The following is a 26,327-nucleotide window of genomic DNA, read 5'->3' as shown; positions in this document are numbered from 1 at the left end:
CCGTCTGATACCCATGCCGGCGGCGGCACGCAACGGATGCCAACACGGAAAGATCAGCCATGACCGCCCATTACGACGCCCTCGAGACACGCGAGCAAGCCGCGCGCGAGGCCGATCTGTTCGCCCGCCTGCCCGGCGTGCTGCGCTCTGCGATGACCGCGCCCGCCTATGCTGATCGGCTGAAAGGCCTGGATCCGGCTGCCGTGACCTCCAGGGCGGCACTGGCGGGCCTCCCAGTGCTGCGCAAGTCGGAACTGCCGGCCCTGCACAAGGCCTCCACGCCCTTCGGAGGGTTCGTCGCGGCGGCGCCCGGCTCGTTCGCTCGCCTCTTCACCTCCCCCGGGCCAATTTTCGAGCCGGAGGGGCGACAGGCCGACCCTTGGCGCGGCGCACGGGCACTGTTCGCGGCCGAGTTCCGGCCCGACGACATCGTGCTCAACACCTTCAGCTACCATCTCACCCCCGGCGGCTTCATCTTCGATGCGTCGGCCCGCGCGCTCGGTTGCGCCGTAATCCCGGCCGGTCCAGGGAATACGGAGCAGCAATTCGAGCTGATCGAGGCCTACCGTCCCGTCGGCTACAGCGGCACGCCGGACTTCCTTAAGATCTTGCTCGATGCTGCCGCAAGCTCGGGCCGCGACGTCTCCTCGATCAAGCGCGCGCTGGTCTCGGGCGCAGCCTTCCCGCCCTCGCTCCAGGCCGAGATCAAGGCACGCGGCATCGAAGCCTACCAGGCCTTCGGCACCGCCGATCTCGGCATCATCGCCTTCGAGACCAGCGCGCGCGACGGCTTGGTCGTGAACGAGCATCTGATCATGGAGATCGTCAAGCCCGGGACCGGCGATGCAGTGGCGCCCGGCGACGTCGGCGAGATCGTCGTGACCTCGCTCGACCCGCACCATCCCTGGATCCGGCTCGCTCTCGGCGACCTCACCGCGGCACTGCCGGGCACCAGCCCCTGCGGGCGCACCAACATGCGCATCAAGGGCTGGATGGGCCGCGCCGACCAGACCACCAAGGTCAAGGGCATGTTCGTCCGCCCCGAGCAGGTCGCCGAGATCGGCAAGCGCCATTCCGCGCTCGGAAGATTACGCCTCGTCGTCACACGCCAAGGCGAGGCCGATGCAATGACGCTGAAAGCGGAGACGGCGGCCGCGAACGATGCGTTGCGCGAGGAGATTGCAGGCACTTTGCGCGCCGTGACGAAACTCGGAGGCGACGTTGAATTGGTGAGACCCGGCGCGCTGCCGAACGACGGCAAGGTGATCGCGGACGAGCGGTAGAGCTGATCGTCTCCTCATAAGTGCAGCAAACATCTGGATCTTCGCCGCAGGCATACCGTAGGGTCGTTACTTAATCAGCGGACGTCCGCTTGGGCCCCAAGAGCTGAGGGCAAACTTCCCATCGCTCAACTCGTGTCAACTACTCGCTTCACTTCGGGACCTGCGGTTGTCATCAACGACAGCGGTCACGCCATCGATGAAAGCTTGACACTCAGCGTGGGTCTTAAACGTGCCCTTGTACTTCCCGAATAGGAAGACGGTCCGGCCCTGACCCTTTCCGAAAAAGTATTGGCCGACGTGTCCGCCGCTTTCGTCTTTGAGCTCAATACTACCAAGGGCTTGCACTGACTTGAGGTCTGTTTCGGGTAGCTTGATCTCCACATCTGTCTCCGCGATTCAGGCCGGCTCCATGCTATCACGAACTGCGCGGACTCCGCACTTAGCGCCAGGATGGCTGGTCGCCTCTCAGGAGGGCTGGCGGTCTAAGGACCTGGTAGTGGCCACAGCGTCAACTCGCGGGTCTACCAGATCAGCGCTCCGCCGCGTTGCCGGCCAATTCCATCGCTAGATCCAGAGCTGCGACTCCAATTTGATCTGAAGAATTAGATTTGCAGCGCCGGTCCATCCAAGCAACAATCGCGGAGAAATCGCCGCCGCCGACAATGTCCCTTTCGGCACTCACGTTTAGCCCGCTGACGAAGCCCACGACCCAGGATTCAAAAGCTGCCTTTGCGACTAAGTTCTTCTTGCTATTCATCCAGGCGGTACAAGATTGCGAGGCAGCGCCCACGATCGTTGATTCGGCGTTCAGCTACGTCAAAAATAGCATCATCACAATGGCAAGCGCTCGTTTCATCTCTTCCTCGACCGAAAACGGCTACTTCCAAGGAGGCTTTATCTGTCATTGCTTATGCCAGCTTATCCGTCCCGTCGAGAGCTTACGTGTCCGCACTTTGCAGGCCGAGAACTCACCGCAATGCCGCGAGAAATCGCGGAGTCGAGCTTGGAACGGTGTGAGAAGGCTGCCCTCTCGCGGTACCGGCGGGGGCTCAGACACGCGAAGCGGAATCCCCGATCAGAACCAGAAGCTGGGTAGGACCACTGGCAGTGTAGGGGGTTTCAGGCCGGGGAGCGTCGCGCCGATTGGACGGGCTGCTAGTATTTCAAAGTCTTGGAGGCTACATGAACAACATTTTCCCATTGCTGGCTGTCGGGATCACCATCGGCCTGTTTGTACTCTACGCTGTGGTGCGGCAGAACTTACGTCTATTCCACCGCGCCGATGACGTTCCTCACTGGCCGGATTGGAGCCTGAGATAGACGATTGGCCGTAGAAGTGTCCCTCGCCATACGCAGGCGCATCGAAAAAACCGAATTTAGCTTGCGCCGTCGGGCAAAACAGTGGTTTATGGGGTGCTGGTCCAGTCGCAAATGGAGTCCAGCCAAATGTCCAAGAATGCAAGGCTTTGTCCGATCTGCCGGATAACCAAGCTTAACGGAAAAGCCGAAGGGACTACGGGAAGCTTCTCAGAGCTTTCTTGTATCTCCGTTCGATCAGCGCCGCCCGTCAACGGTGCTGGTTTTGGACCCGTTGCTTTCAGCCATTGCTCCGCGGCTGGCGTGGCTGGGGGAGCGGCGTGTATCGCTATGAGCTGCAGTTGACTAGCCGGAGAGCAATTGGCGGGTTAGGGCGCATGACTGTGCCGCACTCTCGCAGCCCTGGAAATCAAAAGGGTGCAACTGACGACCACAAATATCTCATTGGCTTTGGTTCCGCGCCCTCAATCATCGCCAAGATCAGAACTAACCTAAGAGCTCGCAGACGATCCTGGCGACTCCTAGCTTGAGCCAGATTTTGAAGTGCGTCTTCCATGTCCGTCCCTTGAAGACTTCCGCAAGGACTGCATCGAAGCTAGAACCAGCGGGCTCGTCCCAACGAGATAAGCCATGCCCCGACAGGCTTTGCGGTTCGACGCTGCGCTTGTTTGCGGCCCGGTACTCCTCGCTGCGTTTGCGCGATTGGCTTCATTTGTCGTTTTGACGCCAACTTGCTTCCTTGATTTCTCTACTTAGCAAATCGAGCAATCCGTTTGCCGCGAAGACAACGACGTCAATCCTCGGTTCCGGCTCCTCCGCGATGCGACGGTGACTGATCCGGAGGATACGACCGATCCGTCAACAACGGGGCAATGAACGTATGGAGGTTTGATCCATCAAACAGATAGGCTGCTATTCCGGCCGGCTGCGCCGCAGCAAGGTCGCTCTGCTTGTCGCCAATCATGAAGCTAGCATCGATATCCACCGAGTACCGCTCAAGGAGGCCTCTGATCATCCCCGGCTGTGGCTTACGACAGTTGCAGAGGACACGGAAACGCTCAATCAGACCATCGGGGTGATGCGGGCAAAATTCGAACGCATCGATACGGGCACCAACAATAGCAAGTTCACGCGACATCCATTCGTGCAGATTGCGGACATGCCGCTCCTCGTAAAGCCCCCTCGCAATTCCTGATTGGTTGGTCACGACAAACGCGAGATACCCGGCGTCATTGACTGCTTTGACGGCCTGCTGGGCTCCTTCCACCCACCGGATCTTGCCCGGATCGAAAGCATAGCCATCGTCCTTATTGAGGACGCCATCACGATCGAAGAATACTGCCGGATAATTCAAATCTCACAGGCCCAAGTTGGAGGCGATACCCGCCGATCTTCCGACAATCACGACTTCATTCAACATGTCATGCGACTGAAGAACATCGTTCTCGGCGAGCGCGCCTTTTGCATCCAGGTCTTTGCTTTTCATGCGTGAATTGGCTTCCTTTTATCGGTTTATACCGGTCAGCCTCGTCTCGTCCTTGCCCTCAGCGCGTGAGAACAAGAGCCATTCCTGCCGCCAAAAACGTACGCATCCGGCGAAGCTTTCAATTACCCATAACGTTGACCACTCGGACTGATCCGCTGATCGGCGAAATCTTGAATCGAAAAAATCACTTGTGATTCCTTTCTGAGCACCTGATTCGCGAGGGGGTGCTCTATGGGGGTGATATTAAGGGATCGATCGGCAAAAGGCTGTTCGCGGTCCTTGGAAGGTGAATGTTGGATTGATCAAGAGAGTAGTGGATGCGACTTTAGGGAAGCGCGGCTCGGCGGCAGATTCCGCAAACTGCTCACGCAGATTGGAAGCGCCATGGGACAAAGCATTCCGCTCGTCTGCCAGGATTGGGCAAATACCAAGGCAGCCCATCGCTTCTTCTCCAATGAGCGGGTCAGCGAAGCGGACATTCTGGCCGGCCACTTCCAATCGACACGTGATCGTGCCGCCGCCGCTGAAAGTCTCGTTCTTGTGCTGCACGACACAACCGAGTTCAGCTATCAACGCGAGAAGTCAGAAGCGATCGGCATCACCAAGAGCATAAACAGTGGACGGGATAAGGCGGGCCGCCTCAGATCGCACACGGTTTGCGGCATCCTGATGCATTCGAGCCTCGCGGTTACAATCGAGGGGGTGCCGCTGGGGTTGGCGGCCGTTAAGTTCTGGACCCGGAAGAAATTCAAAGGGTCGGCAGCGCTTAAAAAGAAGATCAATCCGACCCGGATTCCCATCGAGAAAAAGGAAAGCGTCCGGTGGTTGGAAAATCTCAAGCACTCTACGCAGCTCTTGGATCATCCGGGACGATGCATCCATATCGGTGATCGCGAGAGTGACATCTACGAGCTCTTCTGCGCAGCACAGGAGATCGGAACTCATTTCCTGATCAGGACCTGCGTCGACCGCTTGGCTGGAGATGGGGATCATACGATCGCCGACGAAATGGACGAAGTCGCCGTCAAAGGGCTGCATCGCATCGAAGTCAGAGATAGCAACGGCGATCCCGACCAGGCCGTTCTTGAGATCAGGTATCGCAAGATTCGCGTCCTGCCGCCGATCGGAAAGCAGAAGCGCTATCCCGCTCTGACCCTGACGGTGATCCATGCCGAAGAGCGCGGGACCCCGAAGAACAGAAAGAAGATCGATTGGAAGCTGATCACCGACCTGCCTGTTGGATCCCGCACCGACGCTATTGAGAAGCTCGAATGGTATGCTTTGAGATGGAAGATCGAGGTGTTCCACAAGATCCTCAAATCGGACTGCAAAGCTGAGGAGTCGAAGCTCAGGACCGCCCAGCGTCTGACCAATCTGATCGCGCTCTTTTGCATCCTGAGTTGGCGGGTCTTCTGGATGACGATGCTCAACCGTTCCGCCCCAGACGCGCCGCCAACCCTCGCGTTGACTGCGACTGAAATCGGCGTGCTCGATCGCCTCGTCAACGACAAACCAAAAGGAAGACAGAAAACGCTCTCGCACTATCTCATCAAGATCGCCCGGCTCGGCGGTTATCTCGCCCGCGCCAGCGATCCGCCGCCCGGCAATACCGTTATGTGGCGCGGGCTGTCACGCCTCACTGACATCGCGCTGGGCGCCATGGTCGGAGGAGAATTTGTTGGTAATTGAAAGCTTCACCGGAAGCATACCCAAAAACGAGCAAGATTGTTGCTGCAGAAAGAACTGGCCTTCATCCGCGATTGGAGCGTTCTGATTCGACCGGGGGCGCCACCTTCGATCGTAGCGCCGGTATCTAGCCTCGCGGACGCGGGGCTTGCGGCAGTGCGGCATGTGTCGCCGCTTGTTTTTGCGTAGGAGATATCGGTGACAACAGTTCAAAGAAACGGCGCCGATGCGCCCAATCACCTCATCAGGTTCAATCCCAATGACCGCCGCTTTGGCAAGAGAAACGCGGAGAGGTCGCACCAGAAGATCTCCCGGATAATCTCATCGTCCAGGTCGGCACGGTAACGGAGGTCCTCAATCGCAACTGGTACCAGCGCTCAACAGGATAAACCATCTCGGACATCCAGAACCGCATTCGGCATACGTGCACAATTGGATGGCGGGAAGCTTTGTGGACCAGCATCTTGCGCCCAACTACTTCAACGTGATCAAATCTCTCTGCGGAAACATGGACGACATTTGAGCGCGTGGGAACGATGCTTGCTGGAATAGGCGGTCCGCCGAGGTCTGAGCGGTCTACATTGCGATGCATCGAGTCAGATGCGGATAAATCCATGCAGAACGGCTTCATCGAGAGCTTCAACGGCCTGCTGCGGCATGAATTGTTGAACGAGGCGCTGTTCACGTCACTGGTCCAGGTCCCCGTCACGCTTGGATGCTGGCGGGCCGATTACAACAACGCACGACTGCACTCGCAGTTCGGGTGAAGACCCGTCGGAGTTCGCCTTCACCTGTCATCCGCGCCGGGATCTGGTGCTGCGCTGTGCCGAAGGCTCCGCGCCAGCTCCCGTCGCTCCCATCCCGCCAACCGGGCAAATCCAACGACCGGGGCGAACTCAGAATTGGATAAAGCTTGGTGGCAAGGTCAAGATTAATCGCCTCCGCACGAGATCGGCTGGATCCGTCCTATTTCAGGTTCAGAGTTCTTGAACACGAGGAAATGTGAGATACAAAAATTTGCTCCGAACGCCGCGATAATTGAGGCGAGCTTCGCACTGGGAACATTGGAATACTGCGAGAGCACGACCAGCACCGTTGTTGCAGCTGTCAAGCCGAGGATGCCGGACGACGCAAAGCGAAGATACTGTCCAAGATTCAAAACTCCGCCGGTCTCACGCCCGAAGGTGATCTTGCTATTCATCGCGTAAGAGCCTGTGACGGCAATTAGCCATGCAACAATATTCGACAAGATCAGCGGCAGATGGAGGACATGAAAGGCTGCCGTGAAAGCGCCGACGTCAACCGCGACGTTCACAACCCCAATCGAGGCAAAGCTGAAAAGCTTGGCCAGCACGGTGCGGCGATGCCAAGTGTCGGCGATCTTGAGCAGGATGGGCTCCATTTGCGGACTGTTACCAATTTTCTTCTACTTCGTCCCGCCTTCCAGGGCCGCGGCGGCGCACAATCCTTGGAGGTGAGGATTTCGTGCAACAGCTCGGTCTGGCTCAAGCCAAGGAGAAAGCTGATCGATGCCTGGCAGGATCTGGTTACGCAAGCTTTGCACTCTGACGCGCCGTGCAGCCGCCCGGAGGAGATCAAAATCACGCGTGCCATCAACAGTGCCTTCGTTGAAAATTCATCGCGGCAGAATTGTGGGTTAGCGTCGGCCGATGGGTCAACCTTCGTTTCTGCAAAGCATTGGACTTGTCGCTGCAACTGCGAGAGTGATATCCGGAATCGAATATTGACTGAGCCATCGCAAGTCACCGAAGTCGTGCGGCGAGGAATTTACGTCCAGATGGCACAGCATCACGGCCAACCTTCACGGCCGGTATTTTGAAGGAGCATGAGGGCCGACGTTTCGGTCGCCGATTCGTCACCTCACTCGCCCCGCATCACCCCTGGATCGGCTTGCGCTCGGCGATCTAACGACAGCTCTGTCCGGGACTAGCCCGTGCGGGGCGCACCAACATGCGCATCAAGGGCTGGATGGCCGCGCCGACCAGACCACCAAGGTCTAGGGCATGTTCGTATGTCCTGAACAGATCGCCGAGATCGGCAAGCGCCATCCCGAACTCGGACGGCTGCGCCTCCTGGTCACGCGGGCCGGCGAGAGCGACCTGATGACGCTGAAGGCGGAAACAGCATTTCCGAGTTCGCCACTTCGAGATGATCTTGCCGCGACGTAGCGCGCCGTGACAAAGCTCGGCGGAAGTGCCGAATTGGTCGGCACTGGGTCTGTGCCAAACGACGGGAAGGTAATATTGGATGAACGTACCTAGCCCACTACTCGCCAAGTCCTAGGTTTGGTTTCAAATTTTCCGCCCGAGCCTTGACTATCGCCCGCGCTCGACCCACAACGGCGACTCTCCGTGCAACACGCAAATGAGATTCTCGGATTAGCGCATTTCATATCATATTCTGGCCGACTTGTATCTGGCTGGTGAACCTCCGAGCCCGACCGTGATTAGTACACCTTATCAAAGCTCCTACAAAACTGGATGGGACGGTAAACCAGAGCATGAGGCTCTCCGGGCTTGTTGGCCGTTCTTTTGGCACGTACCGCGTGGCAAGCCGATGATGCGTATGCTGCTTGGCGGTTGGTAGACAATTTTGTAAACGGAAACGGACTGCGTTACAATTTGGACGAGCGCGTCCAGACGTTTACTTCAACTCTATGGACCTTTTTGGTAGCAACCGTTTATTATTTTACAGGGAATATTTATTACACTTCGATTTTTTTGTCGATAACGCTGACACTTATGGCCGTTGCGGCCATCGCTTTTCCGCACAGAAGGCACATTGCGGCAGTTCTCGTCTGCTATATCACTTTGGGGATGTCCGTCGCGTTTACGGATTTTGCTGCCGCAGGCTTCGAAAATCCGCTTAGCTATTTTCTGTTAGCTGGGTTTAGCTATCTTTTTTTCAATGCCGACTTAAACCAACGCGGATCCTTCCGACTGTTTTGTGCTTTGGCTGCACTTGCCGCGCTCAATCGTTTGGACACGCCAGCGTTCTATATACCACCGATTCTCTACGTGCTCAGCGTCTCCAAGCTGCCTTCGCGCGAAAAATTCCTTGGTGTCTCCATTCTGCTCGCGCCGGTTCTGCTGTGGCACTGTTTTGCTCTGTTCTACTTTGGATTTCCTCTTCAGAACGCGGCGTATGCCAAGCGATTCAACAATCTTCCCTTGCTGGAGTACGTCAAAGCAGGAATCGACTACTACTTGAATTCCATAAATCGAGATCCCGTAACGCTCACAGTAATCTTTTCTGCCCTTGCACTGGCTGCATTTTCTGCTGGAGTTAGATTAAGAGTGTTTAGCTTTGGGATTTTTGCCTATCTATTGTATGTTGTGTTCATAGGGGGGGATTACATGAGCGGGCGCTTTTTTAGCGTGCCCCTTTTTGCATCAGTTATCCTTCTACTAAATTCACGGGTTCTAAACGATCTGCCTGTGGCTGTTTCGACTGCAGGTCTGATCATTGTAATGGGGCTACTGTCCCCACACGCACCGTTCCTGAATGACCGCCTCTTTGGGCAATTGCGGGGACTCAGCCCTACATCCGAATGGGAACAGAGAGGAATAGCGGACGAACGCGCGAGTTGGTATCAACACTCTGGTCTCCTGCTGGCAAGTCGCTTTGCACCTATGCCGCGCGAAACGCCCGAGTGGCCCTTTCGTAAAGCTATCGCTGAGTTCGAACAAAGTGCGGAGCAACAAACCTGCGTAGGAATGATAATGCCAACCGGCTACTTTGGGTTTTACGTCGCCAAGAATTGCCACATCTACGATTTAAACGGCCAAGTCGAACCGTTGATGGCTCGCCTGCCGGTTTTATATGCGCGCAATTGGCGTCAGGGCCACTTGTTCAAACCAGAGCCTAAGGGATTGAGGGAATCCCTTCGCAGTGGAAGCAACCGGATTGAGGATCCCGATTTGGCTCTATACTATGAAAAATTGCGGTTAATAACGCGCGGGGAACTTTTGTCCTTTGAGCGTCTCAAGACAATCTGGACCATGAACGTAGGAGGGTACAATAGATACCTAGACGCCTATGCCCATAGGCAAGAGACACACAAATAGGTCGTTCAAATCTGTGTCCTACCAATAGCTACAAATCAAGCTGCTTGTCCGGCGCGCTCGGCCTCCGATTTCCCGTAGCGGCCAATGACGGTTCGGAATGAAGAAAATGCAGGTCGCGGCCCCTGTGTCAAGCTGCAATGTGGAACTACTTGGGACCGGTTCGCTCAGGTAATTTGATCGCGTTCATCACGACTATGGCACTCGTGGGCGGGAGCTAGTAACTCTGCTATGATTAATATCTTCGACTACGCGATCGTTCACCCCGCAAGGGGAAAAACTCCAATTCTTCCGTTTGGCAAAATGGATGCCGAGTGGAACGCGGGCAAGGTCGCTACCTCTCGGCGTTTGATTGCTGCCTACAATGCAACGGTAGGACAACAATCTCAGCTGAAGCAGATCACAGACGATGACCTATGGTCCGCCCTAACGCGGGACAACTTTGGTGAGATGATGAGTTTTGTTCGTAGCGGCGACGCCGAAAGGCTGTCGCGCTACTTGGTCAATTTCGGCAAGGATTATACATGGTTCGGCGGAATCACGACGGGCGTCGACGGCTACAATCATTGGGATCCCAGCGAAGAGGCTGTGGCTTACACCTATTTCGACAAGCTGGTCTGTTTGGGCGAAGGCTTGGGTGTTCTATCGGTGGAGAACCCGGAGCAGGGAACAGGAGGAAATTGGGGGAAAAACATTCAATTGTCCCCCAGCGAGATAGTAGACACCATCGAAGCGCATCTGGGAATTAACATCCTCCCACCTGAAGGCATTATCCCCGTTGCTGGTCTTCGCGTCCGGAAGGGACTGTTACATTACCGCCACATTAACGCGCTCTATTTGGCCGTTCGCATCCGGGATCTAACCTCTCCTACCGATCGCATTTGCGAATTTGGCGGCGGTCTCGGTCTGGCGGCTCTCTATCTCAGTCGGCTAGGTCGTCCTGACGTGACGCTATTCGACATCCCGATCGTCAACATACTTTCCGGACACTTCTTGATCGAGGCGCTGGGCGAGGATGCAGTGTGCCTTGAAGGCGAGACGCCGAAGAGCGACGCGATCAAGGTGAGAGCAAACTGGAACTGCGCGGAGGAGCCCGGTGCAAGCTTTCGTCTGGCTGCTAACCAGGATTCATTTCCAGAAATCAATCGCCGCATCTTCGACGAATATGTCCGTGAAATTAGGCGCATAACGGTGGATTATTTTCTGAGCATCAATCACGAAGACGAGCACCCAATCACAGGTGGCGCGCAGCATCTTCATGTATCGAGGCTTCTTGGGTCGGAGCTGGGCTTCACGCGCCGTTACCGGGCTCCCTATTGGCTACGCAGGGGCTACGTGGAAGAACTTTATGGCCTCGAGACCTAGCGATTGCTCTCCTATTAGGCACCTTCATGCGTTGGTCGCCCGCAGATAATATTTCCGGGAGCCACCGGCGGTTATCGTGCGGATCCGATTGATCTCCCACGGCTTTGACCACGTGCGGTTTGCGACAGTTCCGGATTCGTACACCTTGGGACGCAGAGGTCGCGAAGCCCCGCCTTTTGTTGCGGTCAGCAGGGTTGCATGCGATAGGTCGATTCCAGAGCAGGGGAAACGCTGTTTGTACTCTCGGACGCACGAGCAAGGTTCGTCGCATTGAGCGAGCGCATCACATCATCAGCCGCCGCGCTAATCTTCACCTCATTTTGTGTTGTTGCGCTACCGCCTTGGCCGCCATTTGGACGGAACATTACCAATCTCGGCGACATGTCCGTCGACCTCGCGTTCATGCTCGCGGGTCCAACCTTGATGCATCAGCGTGCGCAATGGGGCCCCGATGTCGTCTTCACGTATGGTCCACTCGAATTGCTGGCGTCGTCGCCACTCTATCCAGCACAGATAGCTCCTCTGCTGACCTTTCGGCTTCTGTTTGCCGTCGCAACCGCTGCCCTCCTCTGCGTCATAGTTTGGCGATCGCTTCAGCATTGGATCGAGCGCTTGCTCGCGATCGCGCTGTTCGGGGTCAACGCATACCTATGGTTCATTGGTTGGGACGAGGCCCTTTGGATCGCCCCAGCGGTCTCCATCGGCATCCTGCAACTCACGGCAGTTGAGGACCGACCATTTCCAATCAACGCGCTGGTCTATTTCGCCACCTCGCTTTTGGGGGCTGCCGCCCTGGTGAAGTTTAGCCTTACGGCGATTTATCTCGGCATATTCGGCATATTGGCGCTGCAAGATATTCTGCAGCGACGTGTCCCGGGTCTGAGTTTGTGGTTTGGCGCCAGCGTACTCGCAGCATGGCTGCTGGCCGGCCAGAAACTAGCGAACTTTCCGACGTGGTTCGCATCATCGATCGACCTATCCCGAGGCTACAGCGACGCAATGTCAAAGGGATTCTGGATACCCTACAGTCCCGCTGTAGTAACCTTGATGTACGCTGCTGCGGCCCTGCTCGTACTCGCCCCGCTGCTGTCAAGACTGGAGCGGTCGAGTAAGATATTGCTCTGTACCATGGGGGCAGGCATAGCAGCTGTGAACATTCAGCATTCCTTCGGCGGCAACCAGATCGAACAATCCGCAATGGTTCTTATCATTGCTGCCCTCTTGTTCGGCGTCGCAACGGCCGGCTATGCTCGCCTTGCGGCGGTGCTTTGTGTTGTCGCCTGCAGCGCGGTTCTTTCCGTGACGAGCTTTTCAGCGCTCGATTTCCGCCGAGGTCCGCTTTTGATTCAATCACACATTGAGCACCTGAAGCGCGCATTGCTTGGCAGGTATGATTTCGAAATGCTCGGGATGCAGACCTTCAACGCTAATGTTCGTAAACTCACCGACCTTCCCGACAATATCTCCGGCACGGCCGACATCTATCCTCATAAAGCTGGTATCATCATTGCCTATCCACACTTGGTGTATCACCCGAGACCCGCTTTTCTCTCTCTTAACGCGCACACCGAACAGCTGTCGCGGCAGAACGCGGAATTCCTGCGCAAACCTGATGCGCCGGAATGGCTGTTGTTCGAGATCGACTCGGCCGAAAGGGTCAATAACAGATACCCTGCAACCGATGATGGCCCGTCCTGGCCAGAGATTTGGGCGCGCTATAGCTTTGAGATGAAGCGAAACGGATTGCTCGTCTATCATCGAAAGACGGAGCCGGATCGCATTGTGATTAGCCCAGTCAACCGGGCTAATGTATCCTTCGGCGAGCCGATTCCGATCGACCCAAGCGAAATGGTGTGGGCAACGATTGACTTGAAGCGAAGCTGGCTCGGAAATGTGGTGTCGCTCTTCTACAAGGCGCCGCAGGTAATGGTCGACTTGAAGTATTTGGATGGATCCCGCGCTTCATACCAAATCGTTCCAGCCCTCGGTCGAAGCGGGTTTCTGCTATCGCCAACGATCGATACAACATCGGGTTTTGCCTCGCGATCCGGCAAAATTGCGAAGTCGGTCGCTCTTCGGATTGAGGGTGGCAACAGTTGGGCTTATCAGCCGCAGTCAGAGGTGACCTTATCAGCGCTTGCCATAAAGGATGACTCTAAGGGAATGACCCGTGGATCTCCATAGCCGAACTACGCCGATCGCTTGACGCTAAATCAGCTCAGCGCGGGCTCATGTTTTGTGCCAACGAGTTAGAAATTAGAAACTTAGTTTTTTGAAGATGGACCAAGGTAGCCGGTGAATCGCAAAGGCGACTCCCGCCCAAAATCTCGGAAAGAAACGCGCTCCAAGGTCATTATGAGTATTCGCCACTACATAACTTGCAACTCGCGCAGGCGATACGACTGGGAACAGCAGACGCTGGCCGAACGATTGTTGGGTTTCGACGTAGCCAAGACGAAAGAACTGAACCAGCACGCCGCTACCGACGGTGAGATGGCGCAGGCTTTCAAAGTAGCTTTCCAACCCCCGCTTCGCAGCGGAATAAACCACGTTGGCCTTCCTGCCGCGAACGGCGGCGATCGAACCGAAACCGACAATGCGTGCATGCTTTTGTCGCAAAAGCCGCGGCAAGAAGTGCGCCGTGATTGCCATCACGACGGTTAGGTTGGAGTTCACTATTCTCAGCGTGTCCTGCGTGTTCAAAAGCCCGAGGTCATCCCGCCGCGATGCTCCGATCGGAAAATAAAGCCCGTTGATCTCGCCGAACTCCGAAGCGGCCGCGGCGATCTGATCCACACAGACGGGAGGGACGCTGGCATCGGTGACGACCGTTCGCACCTCGACGCCGTGGACCAATCGAAGATGGGCGGCGAGCGCGTCAAGGTCCTGTGCATCGCTTGCCACTAGGAGCAGCGCCGTGCCACGCGCCGCAAGTGCTTCGGACAGCGCGCGTCCCACGCCCGCGGATGCACCAATCACGAGCGCCGTCACAGGCCTAGCCTTTCGGATAGATCGGAACGAAACAGGCGTTTTGGATCGAAGGCATGGAGCGTGTCGCGGAAACGATCGGCTCCGCCATAACAGGTATCGATCACAGCGCGGGGCAAGCGCGAATCCTTGATGATGTTGGGCAGGCCGCCAAGCGCCATCACCCGTTCATCGAGAAAAGCCATGAACTGATCGGCGGCTGCACCAGCCGACATATTCAAAGCGAGGCAAACGCCTGCCCCGGTAAATCGCAGCAATTCCCGCGTCCCGACAAATGCCTTTGCTGACGACAGCGTGATCGGCAGAGGCTGGGCACGGACGCAGGTGCGGACCGACTCGACGTAGTCCTCAATCGCGTCGTCGGGCAGGATCGCCTGATACTCGCGAAAACCCTTTGCGCCGAACAGTTGAAAATACAACTGCGTCTTATGAGCCGGAAACAGCGCATCCTGCAACGAGACGACCTGCCCCTGCAATAGCTGCTTTTGCCGACGCCGGAACTCCAGGTTGAGGGCACGTGCTGAGAACGCATTCATCAGGGGAACCGGCCAGCGCCCGCGGTTCTTGGACGACAGCATCGGCGGCTCGGCATCCGAAGCAGTCGATGCGCCCTCGTCGACGAACCTGCCCTCAAAAATATAGCCGCTTCCAAAACCGGGCTTTGACGATGCCATATCATGCCAAGTATAGGCGAAGTCGGCGTCGCGCGTAGCGAGCCGCAGGCGATCGAACCCTTCTGCGGCGTCGGCAAACGGCACGGCGAGCATTTGGACCCACGCCGTTGGCGCTGTTGAGGCGCGCAGCCGTGCCCGGATGATGTGTCCGGTGAGACCGTACCCACCGCAGGTCAGCCGAAACAGGTCCGGATCTTTCTGCGGCGAGAGCTCAAGCATCCCGTGAGCCGGGTGCAACAAGGTAATCAACTCGACCTGATTGATAAACGTGCCGTCGCGACTCTGGTTCTTGCCATGGACATCGGCGGCAATGCATCCTCCGACCGAAATTCGGCCATGCCCCGGCTGGATGGGCAGATAAAGCCCGCGCGCAGACAGGAAGCGGTGTAGCGCGAACAGCGAGATGCCCGTCTCGACCTCAACGACGTGGCGTGCGGAATCGAAATCCGTGACTCGATCGAACGATCGGTGCGAGACCGACAAACCACCTTGCAGAAAGCTTGCCGCCGCATAAGAAAGCCCAGAGCCTCGCGAAATTCGCGGCGTTTCCGCCAAGCCGCTCCGCCAATAGCGATAACGGTCAGGCTGCTGCAGTTGCCCCCGCGCACGGACGCGGCCGTCGAAGCTAACGAAATCGTGGTCTGCCCGCGGAGCGGCGGATGGCCTGGACGACGAGACCTGGTCACTCGGGATAGTCACCGCGACGACGGCTTCAACGTGTTTAGCTTGGACGGCACGCCCCAGAAGGCCATCGGCTCGTAATCGGGATAGGGAAAGTGACGGCGGCGGAGTTCAATCTCGCTTGATCGCGAGATCCGATGTTGCGACACAAGATCCAATACCGATATCGGCGCCCCACTGCAGCAATTGATCACGCCGTCGCAGACCAGTGGATTCTCAAGAGCCAATGCGAAGTTCGCGGCGACAGCGTTGATTGGTAGATAGTCGCGCAGCTGGTCGCCGGCCGACATGTTGAAAAATGCCGCGTCTTCGTCAATTGCGCGGTCGAGCTGCGCGAGCACGCTATTTGGGTTTTGCCCCTCGCCATACATATAGAACAGCCGCATCCATTGCAGGGTGAACGGCTTTGGCTGCTGCAAGAACTGCAGCGATTTCCGCAGAGAGTCCTTAGCAAAACCATAGGCCGTGATCGGCGCGGTCGCGCCTTGTTCGGTCAGCGGCCCATACTGCATGCCATATTCAAGGCAGGTTCCCGCCACCATGATTTGCGACACACCCGCATCCACGGCTGCTTCCAGAAACGCTAAGTCAGCAGGAAGATTGCGGCCGAGGTGAAAGAAGTCGCGATAGTTCGGCAGACCGGGCCAGGCCAGATGGATCAGCGCATCCGGCTGAGATTCACCCGAAAGCGTCGGCCGGAAGTCGCGATGAAGGTCACACGAGATAAAGTGGACCTGCGTGAACCACGGTAGCGATCGCGCCTTTTCGGCATTGCGGGCGACAGCGGCGACGGAATGACCTCGGGCCAACAGCGCGCTGACAACGTGCCGCCCAACGAACCCGGTTGCGCCCGTCACCAAGACCTTCATGGAAGAACCTTGAGTTCCGGAACGGCTATGACGAACTTGCTGCCTGATGCCAGAAGCTGCTGCTGCTGCTGCACGACCTCGTCGGCGATGTTCCAGGGGAAGATGACCACCCAATCGGGCCTGACCTTCGCAAGCTGGGACGGCGGCAGGATCGCGAGGTGATTGCCCGGCATATAGCTGCCCTGCTTGGAGGCCGCGGCATCGCACACGAAACTCACGAGATCATGTTTGACCCCCGCATAGTTCATCAGCGTATTGCCCTTCGCCGCGGCACCATACGCAGCCACCGATTTGCCTGCGCGCTTTTGGGTAATCAGAAATTCAAGGAAGTCATCCTTGACCTTGTCCGCCTTACGCTGAAATCCTTTGTAGATGGCCAGGTCACGCAAGCCATAGGCCTTCTCTTTTTCCAGCATATCCATCACAACAGGCTGGTTTTTTCGCGGATCGCTTTCGTGGCATCCGTAGATGCGCAGGCTTCCGCCGTGCGTCGGCAGTTCTTCGAGATCGAAAATGCGCAGTCCTGACCTTGCAAATATGTGGACGACGGCGGTCAGCGAGAGATAAGAAAAATGCTCATGATAGACCGTATCGAATTGATTGAGCCTGATCAGGTTCATCAGATGCGGGAACTCGAGGTTGATGGTGCCCCCCTGCTTCAGCGCGATCCGAAGGCCGTCCGTGAAGTCATTGATGTCAGGCACGTGCGCGTAGACGTTATTACCGCAGATCAGGTCGGCGCGCTTGCCCCCTTCCGCCAGCTCCGTCGCGGTCGCCTCTCCGAAGAACTTGCGCAGCACCGGCACGCCGATTTTTTCTGCAGCGTCGGCGGTACTGCTGGTCGGCTCAACCCCTAGGCATGGGATGTCCGCCGCAACGAAGTTCTTCAGCAGATAGCCATCATTGGAGGCAACCTCGATCACGAAACTGTCACGGTTCAGCTTCAGGATTTCAGTGATCTTCTGCACGTAATGCGCCGCGTGCTGCAGCCAGCTGCGGGAGGTTGAGGAAAAATACGCATAATCGCGCGAAAACAATTCGTCGGCCGCCGCATAGTCCTCGGTCTGGACTAGCCAGCAATTGTCGCAAACATAGAGCCGCAGCGGAAACGTCATTTCCGGCGCGCGCAGTTGACTAGCCGACAGATAGGCGTTCGACGGCGGCGCGTGACCAAGATCGAGAAAAACGTGTTCGAGCTCGTGATGGCAATGACGGCATTTCATACGACGATTCCTTCGAAATTCCTGTCAAGAAGCCGATGTTGGAGGTCCCTGTCGGACAGATCGGTCGGCCCCAACGGCCAATCCACGCCAATCATCGGATCATCAAAACGGATAGCGCCTTCTGCTTTGGAGGCATAGAACTCGGTATGCAGATAGAGCAGTTCGGAATCCGGCTCTAGCACCTGGAAGCCATGCGCACATCCTTCGGGGATGACCAAGGCGCGTCGATTGTCCGGCGAGAGTTCCAGTGACGTCCATTTCCGGAACGTCGCCGATCCCTTGCGCAAATCGACGGCCACGTCGAACACGCGACCGCGGAGGCAGCGGACGATCTTCATTTCAGCATGTGGCGCATTTTGATAGTGCAGTCCCCTGAGCGCGCCGACGCGACGGGTGATCGAATGATTGATCTGAACGATCGACCGTGATCCGATGATGCCTTGTTGCTCGCGCGAGCAGAACAGACGGGAGAACGCCCCACGCGGATCTTGGTGGGCCGCGCTCTCCGCAACCCAGACACCCTCGATGCCGGTCTGCTCGAGCTTCATGAAGCCGAACCCTCGGCCCACGCCAACTCGCGGGCACTGGCGCGCGCAACATAGCGATCGAGTTGCTCACGGCTGATAACGTCGCTTCGTTCGAGCCAGACCCGATACCACTCAGCGGTGGCTGTTACTCCTTCGTCGAAAGTCCATACCGGCTGCCAGTGCATGCGCTGACGGGCCTTGTCGCTATCGACCTGAAGCAGATGCGCTTCGTGGGCCTGGACCTGACTAGCGTCGTACCATTCCGCAGCCGGCCATTGCCGCTTGATCGCGTCGAGGACCTGCCGAACCTGGCGGTTGCCTTCCCGATCGGGCCCGAAATTCCAGGCCTCGGCAAAGGTGGGATCGCGTTCGATCAATTTTTGTCCGAGCATGAGATAACCCGAGAGGCATTCGAGAACATGCTGCCAGGGTCGCGTCGCCGTCGGTGATCTGATCTCCACCGGCCTGCCGTGCCGGATCGAGCGCACCAGATCCGGAATCAAACGATCTTCGGACCAGTCGCCGCCGCCGATCACATTACCGGCGCGCGCCGTGGCCAGCAGTGGGGCGTCGGGCGCGTTGAAGAATGAATTCCGGTAGCTTGCTGCAACAAGCTCGCTGCCGGCTTTGGACGCACTGTAGGGATCGTGTCCTCCCAGCCGGTCCGTCTCGCGATAGCCCCAGACCCACTCGTTGTTTTCGTAGCACTTGTCGGTGGTCACGACGACAATCGCAGCAAGGCGCTCCGCCTCGCGGCATGCGTCGAGCACATTGGCCGTGCCCATCACGTTGACGGCCCAGGTCTCCAGTGGACTGCGGTAGGAACGCCGTACCAGTGGTTGGGCGGCCATGTGGAACACAACATCCGGATCTGTCTTGCGGATCCGATCGCGCAGCAATTGTTCGTCGCGAATATCGATGAAGTGGGACTCGATGTCTAGATTCAGCAGGCCGAAATGGTGGGGATTGGTCTCCGGCGGAAGCGCTATTCCCGTCACCTTCGCGCCCAAAGCCTTGAGCCATAGCGCCAGCCAGCTTCCCTTGAAGCCGGTGTGTCCGGTCACCAGCACATGGCGGCCCTTGTAGATATCGCCGAACATCGTCACCAACACTTCCAGGGGGCCTTCCCTGACGACCACAATTCCTCAAGATGACTCTTGTCACGAAGCGTGTCCATCGCCTGCCAGAAACCACTGTGGCGATAGGCTGATAATTGGCCCTCGGCAGCCAGCCGCTGCAATGGCTTCTGCTCCCATACCGTCTCGTCACCGTCGAGATAGGACAGCACGCCGGGCTCGAGCACGAAAAACCCGCCATTGATCCAGGCGCCGTCGCCCGCCGGCTTTTCCTGGAAATGGTGGACCGCTTCGTTCTCAATGTGGAGCGCGCCGTAGCGACCGGGGGGCTGGATCGCGGTCACGGTCGCCAGCCGTCCAGCGTCGCGATGCTTGGCGATGAGAGCCGAAATATCAAGGTCCGCGACACCATCGCCATAGGTGAAGCAGAACGATTCATTGCCGATATACGGCGCGACCCGCTTCAGCCGACCGCCGGTCATGGTAAGTTCGCCGGTATCAACCAGCGTCACGCGCCAGGGCTCGGCGAACTTCTCATGGATCTCCATGCTATTCTCACGCATGCTAAACGTGACATTGGACATGTGCAGGAAGTAATTGGAGAAGTACTCTTTGATGACGTAGCCTTTGTAGCCAAGACAAACCACGAAATCATTGATCCCGTGATGCGAGTACATTTTCATGATGTGCCAAAGAATCGGCTTCCCGCCGATTTCAATCATCGGCTTCGGCTTAAGGTGCGACTCTTCGCTGATACGGGTGCCCAAACCACCGGCGAGAATGATCGCTTTCATCTTGTCTCTCACTCAATTCGAGAACGGAATTGCCCTTTCGGCTCGGCAGCTCGAGAGCGACGCGCGCCCGGATGCATGGACCAGAAAAGCCCCCGCTTTTATCAGGAAAATGCTCAGAACCCCATACCGACAGGCTTGGCGAAAATCAAGGAAATCTGGGCCTTAAACCCTCGCCGCCCCAGGAGAGGCAGAGGCCGGCGCCGCGCGAAATCGCGACGGGAGGTACTCACGAGCCCCCGGGGGGCGCAGTTCTCGTTCACGACGCTACGACAATCGCGAAAATCAGCGGTTCGGACAGCCTGAACCTTCAAGACAGCGAACGTTAACTGGAACAAGACGATCTCGGACGAATCTTCGATTCTTGGTGTCCAAGTTGGTGTGCAAGTTGAACTACGACAGCCCGTGCCAGCTCGGATCAAAGAGGCTGGCCGATGCCATGGTCAAGCTCACCGGGCACGAGAGTCTGTCGGGCGAAGGTGCGCCGGCGGCCGGCCGAAAACGGTCTCAAGCCTGGCAAGGATATGTGGTGCATTCCTCGGATCAACGGGGAATATGTTGCCCGCATTGAAGGCGTGCTCGACCTCTATGCCGAAGCGCGCCATCCCAAGCGGCCGGTGGTCTGCTTCGACGAGAGCCCGGTGCAGCTGATCGGCAGGTCCTCCAACCGATCCCGGCCGAGCCGGGCCAGATCGAGCGCTAAACCGCCGCAACGGTACCGTCAATCTCTTCGTCTGCATCGACGTGCATTGGCCCTGGCGCAAGGTCAAGGTCACCGAGCGGCGGACGGCCGAAGACTACGCCCATTGGATGCGCGAGCTCGTCGATGTCCACTATCCTGATGCCGCGTGCATCCGGGTCGTACAGGACAACCTTTCGACGCACTCGGCCGGCGCCCTCTATGAGGCATTCCCGCCCGCCGAAGCCCGGCGAATTCTGCGCCGCCTGGAGTTCCACTACACCCCGCCAGCTGGCTCAACATGGTCGAGATCAAGATCGGCGTGCTCCGCGGCCAATGCCTGGATCGCAGAATCGACGACCCCACGCGCCTCATCAGCGAAATCGCCGCATGGGAGAAACAACGAAATGCGCACGCCATCAAACGGATGTTCACAACCAGCCCGCGCCAAAATGGGCCGAGCCTATCCGTCACGTTCCAAAGAGTCACAATCACTGTGCCGAGGTACTAGCTAACCAGAAGAGCCCCCCGGCTCTGCCGGGGAGGCAGTAAAGGTTTGACATTTACGGCGGTCGCCCATCGCCAAGACTTTCGGCGCCGCCGCCGGGGCAACGCCGCGCTGGTGACCGCCTTCGCGGGCATTCCCTGGCAAACGGCGGCGGTGATCGTCGGAGTGCTGGCCGTGGCGGGGCTCGTGCGCCTTCTCGGCGGCCGACGGCGTCTCTTTCATCAGTTTGTCGGCGGGCACGATGCGGCTGACGAGGCCGGAGCGTTCGGCCTGCGCGGCGTCCGGTGAGACAGAGGTCCATCGCTTTCGACTTGCCGATCGCGCGCGTCAGGCGCAGCGTGCCGCCGATGCCGGGGCCCTGGTGATAGCGGACGTGGTTACCCGCACGAAACGATCTCCTCGACATACCCGCGGCGCATCCAATAGGGGTACGCCTTACGTGAGTGCGTCCGATTGTTCGGCAAAGTTGTCCAACCGTGAAGTGCTTGAACTCGTGATTAATGGAAAGTATCTTTCCGACTCTTGGCGAGAGAGGCTCTCAACTATTGTCCTGCTGTCGTAGCGTCCATTTCTGTTAGTGAGTCGACATCAACAATAAGAGAATACTGCGGGTCATCGCCGAACAGATCGGGCCTTTTATCTTCACGCTAGCGGTTCTTCGTGTCTCGCCGTGCAGGGCCACTGCGTGAGCGCCGAGAGTGCTGCCTAGGAAGCAACCTGGTGACACGTTCGTCAAAGGCAGGTCGATAATGGTATAACGACCAACGCCCATCTTCATAACGTAATAGGCAGTGCGGCCGAGACCGGCGCCAATTTCAAGGACTGAAGCGCTGCTTGGAAGTTCGTCGAGATTGTCGACGATACGCCACGCCTGATACGACGCTTGGATCGCCCTATAGTTCGCAACACCGCGGCTAGTCTTCAGCCCGATCTCGCCACGATAGAGGTTCGAGAAGTCGATCTTGAAGCCCAACCTTTCATCAAGTTCGTTCAGGAGCGTTTCAACGTCTGGCGCCTCGTCAATTCTACGCCAGCCTCGGGGTACTCTACTCGCCTCCTGATCCCCAGAGCCCGCGCAGTATGGAGCAAATTGTCGTAGCAGAGTCGATGCTACCATTCGCGCCAATGCGACAATTCATTGCTTGGCGAATCTCGCGCATGGATGCTTTCAAACCCGTAGAATAGATGATTTGATCCGGGGTCGCGTAGCATGGCCGAAATATCTTCGGCGCCTCCTTGCAGCAACGTTTTTTACTCTGACCCATTGAGGTCGGAAATCTCCTTGAGCCATTGGCTTTCGTTTCCGCCTAAATCAACCCCGACCGTCTTCCTGAAGGCTTCGTGATACGGTCAACAAGCTTCGCGCCGCCCTCCTCCGAATTTTTTCTCGACGACTACGATCTCCCCACCGACGCGGCGGGGGATCGTGATGCAATATGCGCCTCTGAATCCGTCTATTGTGGAAGTCGTCTATTGTTTGGAGGCAATCTCGGCCATCACCCGAGCCTCCATCTGCTCCTTGTCCTAAAGCAGCCGATAGTGGCGCCCCCAGTAAGAGATTTCTGATTTTCCAGATCAAATTCATCATGCTCAGTTGATGTTGAAGGTCGATGGCGTAGAACCTACCGCAATTGCCTTGGCGCATCTTATAGGGTCGGTTTGGGGGATTTTCAATTTTTGTGGCTGGGTGTTGCGGATGCAAAACGTGCGAGATTGGTGACGTGGGCTGTGAGCCAAGCGACGACACCATCGCCATCGCCATCGGTGAAGCAGAATGATTCATCGCCGATATACGGCGCGACCCGCTTCAGCCGACCGCCGGTCATAGTGAGTACGCCGGTATCAAACCAGCGTCACGCGCCAGGGCTCGGCGAACTTCTCATGGATCTCCATGCTATTCTCACGCATGCTAAACGTGACATCGGACATGTGCGGGAAGTAATTGGAGAAGTACTCCTTGATGACGTAGCCTTTGTAGCCAAGGCAGATCACGAAATCATCGATCCCGTAATGCGAGTACATTTTCATGATGTGCCAAAGAATTGGCTTACCGCCGATCTCAATCATCGGCTTCGGCTCGAGGTGGGACTCTTCGCTAATAGCGGGCCGAGGCCGGAGCAGTGATTCTGTTCTCGAATTGAGTGAGAGACAAAATGAAAGCGATCATTCTCGCCGGTGGTTTGGGCACCCTCAGAGCGACTGCCCCCCAGGAAACGTCACTTTTATCAGGAGCATGTCCAAAATCCCATACCGGCACGCATAGCGGAAATCAAGAAGATCTGCCCCGTTCTCGCTACGACACCAAGACGGCACGCTGGGCGTGCGTGAAGCGGCGGTTCACTACATAGTTTGGCCGCCCGAGGCCATTCTTGTAAGACCGCGCCACGTACAGCGCTGTGAATGCCGCCGTGAATCCGAAATACGTGCAACCGCACAGAACGTTCAGCAGCAGCAGCCACGGGCTTTCGGCTAATATGTACGCAGCTCCCAATACAGCCGTGAGCAGCAGCCACAATGGCAGCGCGTAAATTGGCAGGCGCAGGGGCAGCGTCGTCGACGACAGGATGCCAGCGATCGCAAAAATCGTCATTCCAACGAAATTGTAGTTTGTCTTCCCCGCGATGCGGCGTTGCCGCTTGTAAGGCAGGCCGATCCGCTTGAAGCCGACCCGCGAGATCGACGCACGGATGAACGGGAACGAGCTGTGGTCGTTTACAATGGCATCGCGCACTTCGGAAGTAAGCAGCGAGAACTCGGCCATGTACAGGATGATGTCCTCGTCCGCCAGCGATCGGACGACATGGTAGAACAACTTGCGCAGCATCTTGACTGGCCGCGCTTCCTCGCGATCCACGCGCGCACCATAAACGATATCGAAGCCCTTCTCGTAATAGCTGACGAAATCCAGCAGCATTTCCGGCGGGTCTTCACAATCGACGTCGATGAAGGCGATGACGTCGCCGTGCGCATTGCGCAGTCCACATTCCAGCGAGCGCTGGTAGCCGACATTGGCGCTCAACGTGATCACATAGACGAAATCATATTGCGCGCGCAGCTTGCCGATTTCGGCATAAGTTCCGTCGGCAGATGCGTTGTTGAGGAACAGCAGCTCGACGCGGTAACGCGCCGCCAGCAGCTCGATTACCGGCAGCGCCCGCGCGAAGAATAGCGGAACAACCTTTTCCTCGTTATAAACAGGACAGACAATAGTCATACGCGGCAACTGCCGATCGTCGTTCACTTCGCATACTCCGTTGTCAATTCCATGACCAAACGTCCGCGCTGCGCATCGTCATCGTCTGATAGCACCACTGCCTGACCGCTGCCCTCCACAGGCTCATAGAGCGGCAACCCAAGAGCGGCCACGTCCTCGCCAGCGCCCGAGAAGGTCAATTCATATGTACGCCCCTTGCTGCCTGCGACATAAGGGAGCTTTAGGCTCACGGTCGCCCAGTCCCGCGCGCCAGCCGCATCGACGTCACCACGCGCGATCGGCTGCTGGCCTCCGACTTCCGACAGTTCCCATGTCACGATGCCCTTTGTGGCCTTGCCGTTCGGCGTGACAAATTTGAAGGAGAGCCGTTTTAGGCCATCGTCGGTTGCAACGAAGCGTTGTTTGACCGTTCGCCGGGCCGACAAATAGACGGGCTTGTCGAAGTTGCCTACCGGAGATTGCGCCTTGACATAGGCCCGATTGCCGTAGGGACCCAGTTCGAGTAACTGAAGTTCGCGTTTTAAATAGGTTACTGCTTCTGGATCAGGATGTATGAAGCGATCCTCAGGAACCGGATGGAGCCCCCAGACATAGGCCTGCGCCAGTTCCCGGTTGAAGTCGTGTGCGTTAGCATAGACCCGCCATGCCCGGCCGTAGCTCACAAATGCTGCGGCGATAAGAATTCCCGCCAGCGTAAAGACGATCCGGCGCGCAAGCATCGGATGAGCCCATTCGTCCCACCATCGGTGCGCCAGACCGGCGCCGACGTAGTAGACCTGTCCGAGCATCAGATATGTACCAAAGATCGTGTAGCGGCTGGCATTGCCGTTGGCCACACCGAATTCGTCAAAAGCGGCTCGCGCCCAGCCGGTCGCAACGGCCGACAGTATTGCATAACCTCCGAAGCCAAACAGAACCATCGCTGCCGGATTGCGCTTGCGCAGCCGCGGGAGCGCGTCAAGGCTCAGCGCAGCGCCGGTCGCCAGCAGGATGCAGCTGCAGACCACGTTAGCCGCGATCGACAGCGGGAGGTGAAACATATCGCGATAGGAAAACCAGAGCAGTCCGCTGAGCGGCGCGCCAAGATAAGCCAGAGAGAATTCCAGCAGTTGCAAAACGCTCGGATGCGTTGGACTGCTGTCCATTTTTATGCCCGGCAAATAACAAGCCGACGCAACCAGCAGATTGACGACCCAGAAAACTGCGAATCGGTCCGGCCGCATCAACTTCGCTGCGGAGAGCTGGAACGTGACGATGATGGCGATGAAGGCAAAGAAGCCGTTGGTCAGCGTAAAGGCTGCCAACCAGCAACTGGCCGCGGCGACGATGTGACCGCTCCAGATCTTCGGTCGGGTAAACACGATCAAGAAGCTGAGCGCAATGAAGAAGTTGGTGGCGTCAAGCTGAAACATCATCGACCACCAGTGATTATTGTGGCCGACCGGCGAAAACACGATCAGCGAAACGATCAGCAGCGTGACCGCAAACACCTCGTTCGCCTCACCAACCAGCCGGCGCGCCAGCCAGACGAAACAGGCAAACGTCCCATACATCGACAGGTAGAGGTAGATGTATTCAGAGCGGATATCCCAGTCGGTCGCGACGGCGTTGATTAGCATCACCAGCCGATAGACGAACGGCCTGGTGTGATTGTGAGGCGCCCAAAGACTAGAGAAATGAAAGTTGCCCTCTCGCCACTCGGCAATCCAATGGATCAGTTCGGTATGATCCCAGAAAGGCACCGTAATCGCCGAATACTGAATCGCCAACAGCAGATAGACCGCCGGAATGGCTGCGAGCAGTATGAGCAGCGAATTGCGTGTCTTCGGCGATACCAAGGGCGTCTGTTGTCCGGTCATCAGTCAACGGTCCAAT

At 57.3% G+C, this 26,327-nt stretch carries 20 protein-coding genes and 5 pseudogenes; 9 read left to right on the top strand and 16 right to left on the bottom strand.

Going from position 1 to position 26,327, the window contains the following annotated elements; translation table 11 throughout:
• Positions 1 to 59: 59 nt before the first annotated feature.
• The gene (locus tag BRA1253DRAFT_RS34490) at positions 60 to 1,283 is read left to right on the top strand and encodes a phenylacetate--CoA ligase family protein (RefSeq protein WP_007601956.1); all 1,224 of its coding nucleotides are present in this window, start codon (positions 60 to 62) and stop codon (positions 1,281 to 1,283) included.
• Between the two features lie 529 nt (positions 1,284 to 1,812).
• Here the strand turns inward: BRA1253DRAFT_RS34490 and BRA1253DRAFT_RS34480 are convergent.
• The gene (locus BRA1253DRAFT_RS34480; RefSeq protein ID WP_245286039.1) at positions 1,813 to 2,040 is read right to left on the bottom strand and encodes a hypothetical protein; all 228 of its coding nucleotides are present in this window, start codon (positions 2,038 to 2,040) and stop codon (positions 1,813 to 1,815) included.
• A 425-nt stretch (positions 2,041 to 2,465) separates the two neighbouring features.
• Here BRA1253DRAFT_RS34480 and BRA1253DRAFT_RS44020 point away from each other — a divergent pair, with 425 nt between their 5' ends.
• Entirely contained in the window at positions 2,466 to 2,603 is a 138-nt protein-coding gene (locus BRA1253DRAFT_RS44020; protein WP_007601953.1) for a hypothetical protein, read from the top strand.
• 790 nt (positions 2,604 to 3,393) lie between these two features.
• Here the strand turns inward: BRA1253DRAFT_RS44020 and BRA1253DRAFT_RS34475 are convergent.
• Entirely contained in the window at positions 3,394 to 3,954 is a 561-nt protein-coding gene (locus BRA1253DRAFT_RS34475; RefSeq protein ID WP_007601951.1) for an HAD-IIIA family hydrolase, read from the bottom strand.
• A gap of 3 nt (positions 3,955 to 3,957) precedes the next feature.
• The gene (locus tag BRA1253DRAFT_RS45950; RefSeq protein ID WP_256375812.1) at positions 3,958 to 4,086 is read right to left on the bottom strand and encodes a hypothetical protein; all 129 of its coding nucleotides are present in this window, start codon (positions 4,084 to 4,086) and stop codon (positions 3,958 to 3,960) included.
• Between the two features lie 231 nt (positions 4,087 to 4,317).
• Between BRA1253DRAFT_RS45950 and BRA1253DRAFT_RS34470 the strand changes: the two genes are divergently transcribed.
• Together BRA1253DRAFT_RS34470 and BRA1253DRAFT_RS45705 are read left to right on the top strand one after the other, a co-directional pair.
• Entirely contained in the window at positions 4,318 to 5,775 is a 1,458-nt protein-coding gene (locus BRA1253DRAFT_RS34470) for an IS4 family transposase (RefSeq protein ID WP_007601949.1), read from the top strand.
• Positions 5,776 to 6,380: 605 nt separating this feature from the next.
• A pseudogene (locus BRA1253DRAFT_RS45705) lies at positions 6,381 to 6,621 on the top strand (transposase); the annotation flags it as partial.
• Between the two features lie 82 nt (positions 6,622 to 6,703).
• Here BRA1253DRAFT_RS45705 and BRA1253DRAFT_RS34465 read toward each other — a convergent pair.
• Positions 6,704 to 7,174, bottom strand: coding sequence for a GtrA family protein (locus tag BRA1253DRAFT_RS34465; protein WP_007601948.1), 471 nt, complete (start codon positions 7,172 to 7,174; stop codon positions 6,704 to 6,706).
• Between the two features lie 461 nt (positions 7,175 to 7,635).
• Here BRA1253DRAFT_RS34465 and BRA1253DRAFT_RS44015 point away from each other — a divergent pair.
• The 4 genes and pseudogenes from BRA1253DRAFT_RS44015 to BRA1253DRAFT_RS34450 all read left to right on the top strand — a co-directional run.
• Positions 7,636 to 8,054, top strand: a pseudogene (locus tag BRA1253DRAFT_RS44015) (phenylacetate--CoA ligase family protein); the annotation flags it as partial.
• Positions 8,055 to 8,309: 255 nt separating this feature from the next.
• The gene (locus BRA1253DRAFT_RS34460; protein ID WP_007601947.1) at positions 8,310 to 9,860 is read left to right on the top strand and encodes a hypothetical protein; all 1,551 of its coding nucleotides are present in this window, start codon (positions 8,310 to 8,312) and stop codon (positions 9,858 to 9,860) included.
• Positions 9,861 to 10,088: 228 nt separating this feature from the next.
• Positions 10,089 to 11,222: a hypothetical protein gene (locus BRA1253DRAFT_RS34455; RefSeq protein ID WP_007601946.1), complete on the top strand. Its 1,134-nt coding sequence runs from the start codon at positions 10,089 to 10,091 to the stop codon at positions 11,220 to 11,222.
• Positions 11,223 to 11,492: 270 nt separating this feature from the next.
• Positions 11,493 to 13,406 (top strand): hypothetical protein, encoded by a 1,914-nt coding sequence (locus tag BRA1253DRAFT_RS34450; protein ID WP_157158675.1) that lies wholly within the window; start codon positions 11,493 to 11,495, stop codon positions 13,404 to 13,406.
• A gap of 72 nt (positions 13,407 to 13,478) precedes the next feature.
• Here BRA1253DRAFT_RS34450 and BRA1253DRAFT_RS34445 read toward each other — a convergent pair whose 3' ends face one another.
• The 7 genes from BRA1253DRAFT_RS34445 to rfbF form a co-directional block, all read right to left on the bottom strand.
• Positions 13,479 to 14,213 carry an SDR family oxidoreductase gene (locus tag BRA1253DRAFT_RS34445; protein WP_007601944.1) on the bottom strand — a complete coding sequence of 245 codons (735 nt, stop codon included), beginning with the start codon at positions 14,211 to 14,213 and terminating at the stop codon, positions 13,479 to 13,481.
• Positions 14,210 to 15,439, bottom strand: coding sequence for an FAD-binding oxidoreductase (locus BRA1253DRAFT_RS34440; RefSeq protein WP_245286038.1), 1,230 nt, complete (start codon positions 15,437 to 15,439; stop codon positions 14,210 to 14,212). Before BRA1253DRAFT_RS34440 ends, BRA1253DRAFT_RS34445 begins: the two co-directional genes overlap by 4 nt.
• A 140-nt stretch (positions 15,440 to 15,579) precedes the next feature.
• On the bottom strand, positions 15,580 to 16,434 hold the full coding sequence (locus BRA1253DRAFT_RS34435; RefSeq protein WP_007601942.1) for an NAD(P)-dependent oxidoreductase: 855 nt from the start codon (positions 16,432 to 16,434) through the stop codon (positions 15,580 to 15,582).
• On the bottom strand, positions 16,431 to 17,657 hold the full coding sequence (locus BRA1253DRAFT_RS34430) for a class I SAM-dependent methyltransferase (protein ID WP_007601941.1): 1,227 nt from the start codon (positions 17,655 to 17,657) through the stop codon (positions 16,431 to 16,433). Before BRA1253DRAFT_RS34430 ends, BRA1253DRAFT_RS34435 begins: the two co-directional genes overlap by 4 nt.
• Positions 17,654 to 18,205: a dTDP-4-dehydrorhamnose 3,5-epimerase gene (rfbC, locus tag BRA1253DRAFT_RS34425; protein ID WP_007601940.1), complete on the bottom strand. Its 552-nt coding sequence runs from the start codon at positions 18,203 to 18,205 to the stop codon at positions 17,654 to 17,656. The genes BRA1253DRAFT_RS34430 and rfbC overlap by 4 nt, the downstream gene beginning before the upstream one ends.
• Complete coding sequence (rfbG, locus tag BRA1253DRAFT_RS34420; protein WP_198288327.1) at positions 18,202 to 19,284, bottom strand: CDP-glucose 4,6-dehydratase; 1,083 nt, start codon at positions 19,282 to 19,284, stop codon at positions 18,202 to 18,204. The genes rfbC and rfbG overlap by 4 nt, the downstream gene beginning before the upstream one ends.
• Before the next feature lie 2 nt (positions 19,285 to 19,286).
• Complete coding sequence (gene rfbF, locus BRA1253DRAFT_RS34415) at positions 19,287 to 20,054, bottom strand: glucose-1-phosphate cytidylyltransferase (protein WP_007601938.1); 768 nt, start codon at positions 20,052 to 20,054, stop codon at positions 19,287 to 19,289.
• A gap of 424 nt (positions 20,055 to 20,478) precedes the next feature.
• Between rfbF and BRA1253DRAFT_RS34405 the strand changes: the two are divergent.
• Positions 20,479 to 21,245 (top strand): annotated as a pseudogene (locus BRA1253DRAFT_RS34405) (IS630 family transposase); the annotation flags it as partial.
• A gap of 185 nt (positions 21,246 to 21,430) precedes the next feature.
• Here BRA1253DRAFT_RS34405 and BRA1253DRAFT_RS42395 read toward each other — a convergent pair.
• The 5 genes and pseudogenes from BRA1253DRAFT_RS42395 to BRA1253DRAFT_RS34380 form a co-directional block, all read right to left on the bottom strand.
• Positions 21,431 to 21,593, bottom strand: a pseudogene (locus tag BRA1253DRAFT_RS42395) (enoyl-CoA hydratase-related protein); the annotation flags it as partial.
• 219 nt (positions 21,594 to 21,812) lie between these two features.
• Positions 21,813 to 22,211 (bottom strand): hypothetical protein, encoded by a 399-nt coding sequence (locus BRA1253DRAFT_RS34395; protein ID WP_157158674.1) that lies wholly within the window; start codon positions 22,209 to 22,211, stop codon positions 21,813 to 21,815.
• A 778-nt stretch (positions 22,212 to 22,989) separates the two neighbouring features.
• A pseudogene (locus tag BRA1253DRAFT_RS34390) lies at positions 22,990 to 23,305 on the bottom strand (glucose-1-phosphate cytidylyltransferase); the annotation flags it as partial.
• A 226-nt stretch (positions 23,306 to 23,531) separates the two neighbouring features.
• Positions 23,532 to 24,479, bottom strand: coding sequence for a glycosyltransferase family 2 protein (locus BRA1253DRAFT_RS34385; protein ID WP_007601936.1), 948 nt, complete (start codon positions 24,477 to 24,479; stop codon positions 23,532 to 23,534).
• A complete protein-coding gene (locus BRA1253DRAFT_RS34380; protein ID WP_007601935.1) occupies positions 24,476 to 26,311 on the bottom strand; it encodes a hypothetical protein in 1,836 nt (611 codons plus the stop codon). Before BRA1253DRAFT_RS34380 ends, BRA1253DRAFT_RS34385 begins: the two co-directional genes overlap by 4 nt.
• Positions 26,312 to 26,327 lie beyond the last annotated feature (16 nt).

It is taken from the genome of Bradyrhizobium sp. WSM1253 (assembly GCF_000244935.1).
GTDB lineage: Bacteria > Pseudomonadota > Alphaproteobacteria > Rhizobiales > Xanthobacteraceae > Bradyrhizobium > Bradyrhizobium canariense.
The sequence above is the reverse complement of the archived record's forward strand: the minus strand, read 5'-3'. Positions and strand labels throughout refer to the sequence as shown.

Excerpts from the sequence above, each read along its gene's own strand:
- BRA1253DRAFT_RS34380 (WP_007601935.1), bottom strand. The coding sequence starts at position 26,311 with ATGACCGGACAACAGACGCCCTTGGTATCGCCGAAGACACGCAATTCG.
- BRA1253DRAFT_RS34480 (WP_245286039.1), bottom strand. The coding sequence starts at position 2,040 with ATGAATAGCAAGAAGAACTTAGTCGCAAAGGCAGCTTTTGAATCCTGG.
- BRA1253DRAFT_RS34430 (WP_007601941.1), bottom strand. The coding sequence starts at position 17,657 with ATGAAATGCCGTCATTGCCATCACGAGCTCGAACACGTTTTTCTCGAT.
- BRA1253DRAFT_RS34435 (WP_007601942.1), bottom strand. The coding sequence starts at position 16,434 with ATGAAGGTCTTGGTGACGGGCGCAACCGGGTTCGTTGGGCGGCACGTT.
- BRA1253DRAFT_RS34465 (WP_007601948.1), bottom strand. The coding sequence starts at position 7,174 with ATGGAGCCCATCCTGCTCAAGATCGCCGACACTTGGCATCGCCGCACC.
- BRA1253DRAFT_RS34455 (WP_007601946.1), top strand. The coding sequence starts at position 10,089 with ATGATTAATATCTTCGACTACGCGATCGTTCACCCCGCAAGGGGAAAA.
- rfbC (WP_007601940.1), bottom strand. The coding sequence starts at position 18,205 with ATGAAGCTCGAGCAGACCGGCATCGAGGGTGTCTGGGTTGCGGAGAGC.
- BRA1253DRAFT_RS34490 (WP_007601956.1), top strand. The coding sequence starts at position 60 with ATGACCGCCCATTACGACGCCCTCGAGACACGCGAGCAAGCCGCGCGC.
- BRA1253DRAFT_RS34470 (WP_007601949.1), top strand. The coding sequence starts at position 4,318 with ATGGGGGTGATATTAAGGGATCGATCGGCAAAAGGCTGTTCGCGGTCC.
- rfbF (WP_007601938.1), bottom strand. The coding sequence starts at position 20,054 with ATGAAAGCGATCATTCTCGCCGGTGGTTTGGGCACCCGTATCAGCGAA.
- BRA1253DRAFT_RS44020 (WP_007601953.1), top strand. The coding sequence starts at position 2,466 with ATGAACAACATTTTCCCATTGCTGGCTGTCGGGATCACCATCGGCCTG.
- rfbG (WP_198288327.1), bottom strand. The coding sequence starts at position 19,284 with ATGTTCGGCGATATCTACAAGGGCCGCCATGTGCTGGTGACCGGACAC.
- BRA1253DRAFT_RS45950 (WP_256375812.1), bottom strand. The coding sequence starts at position 4,086 with ATGAAAAGCAAAGACCTGGATGCAAAAGGCGCGCTCGCCGAGAACGAT.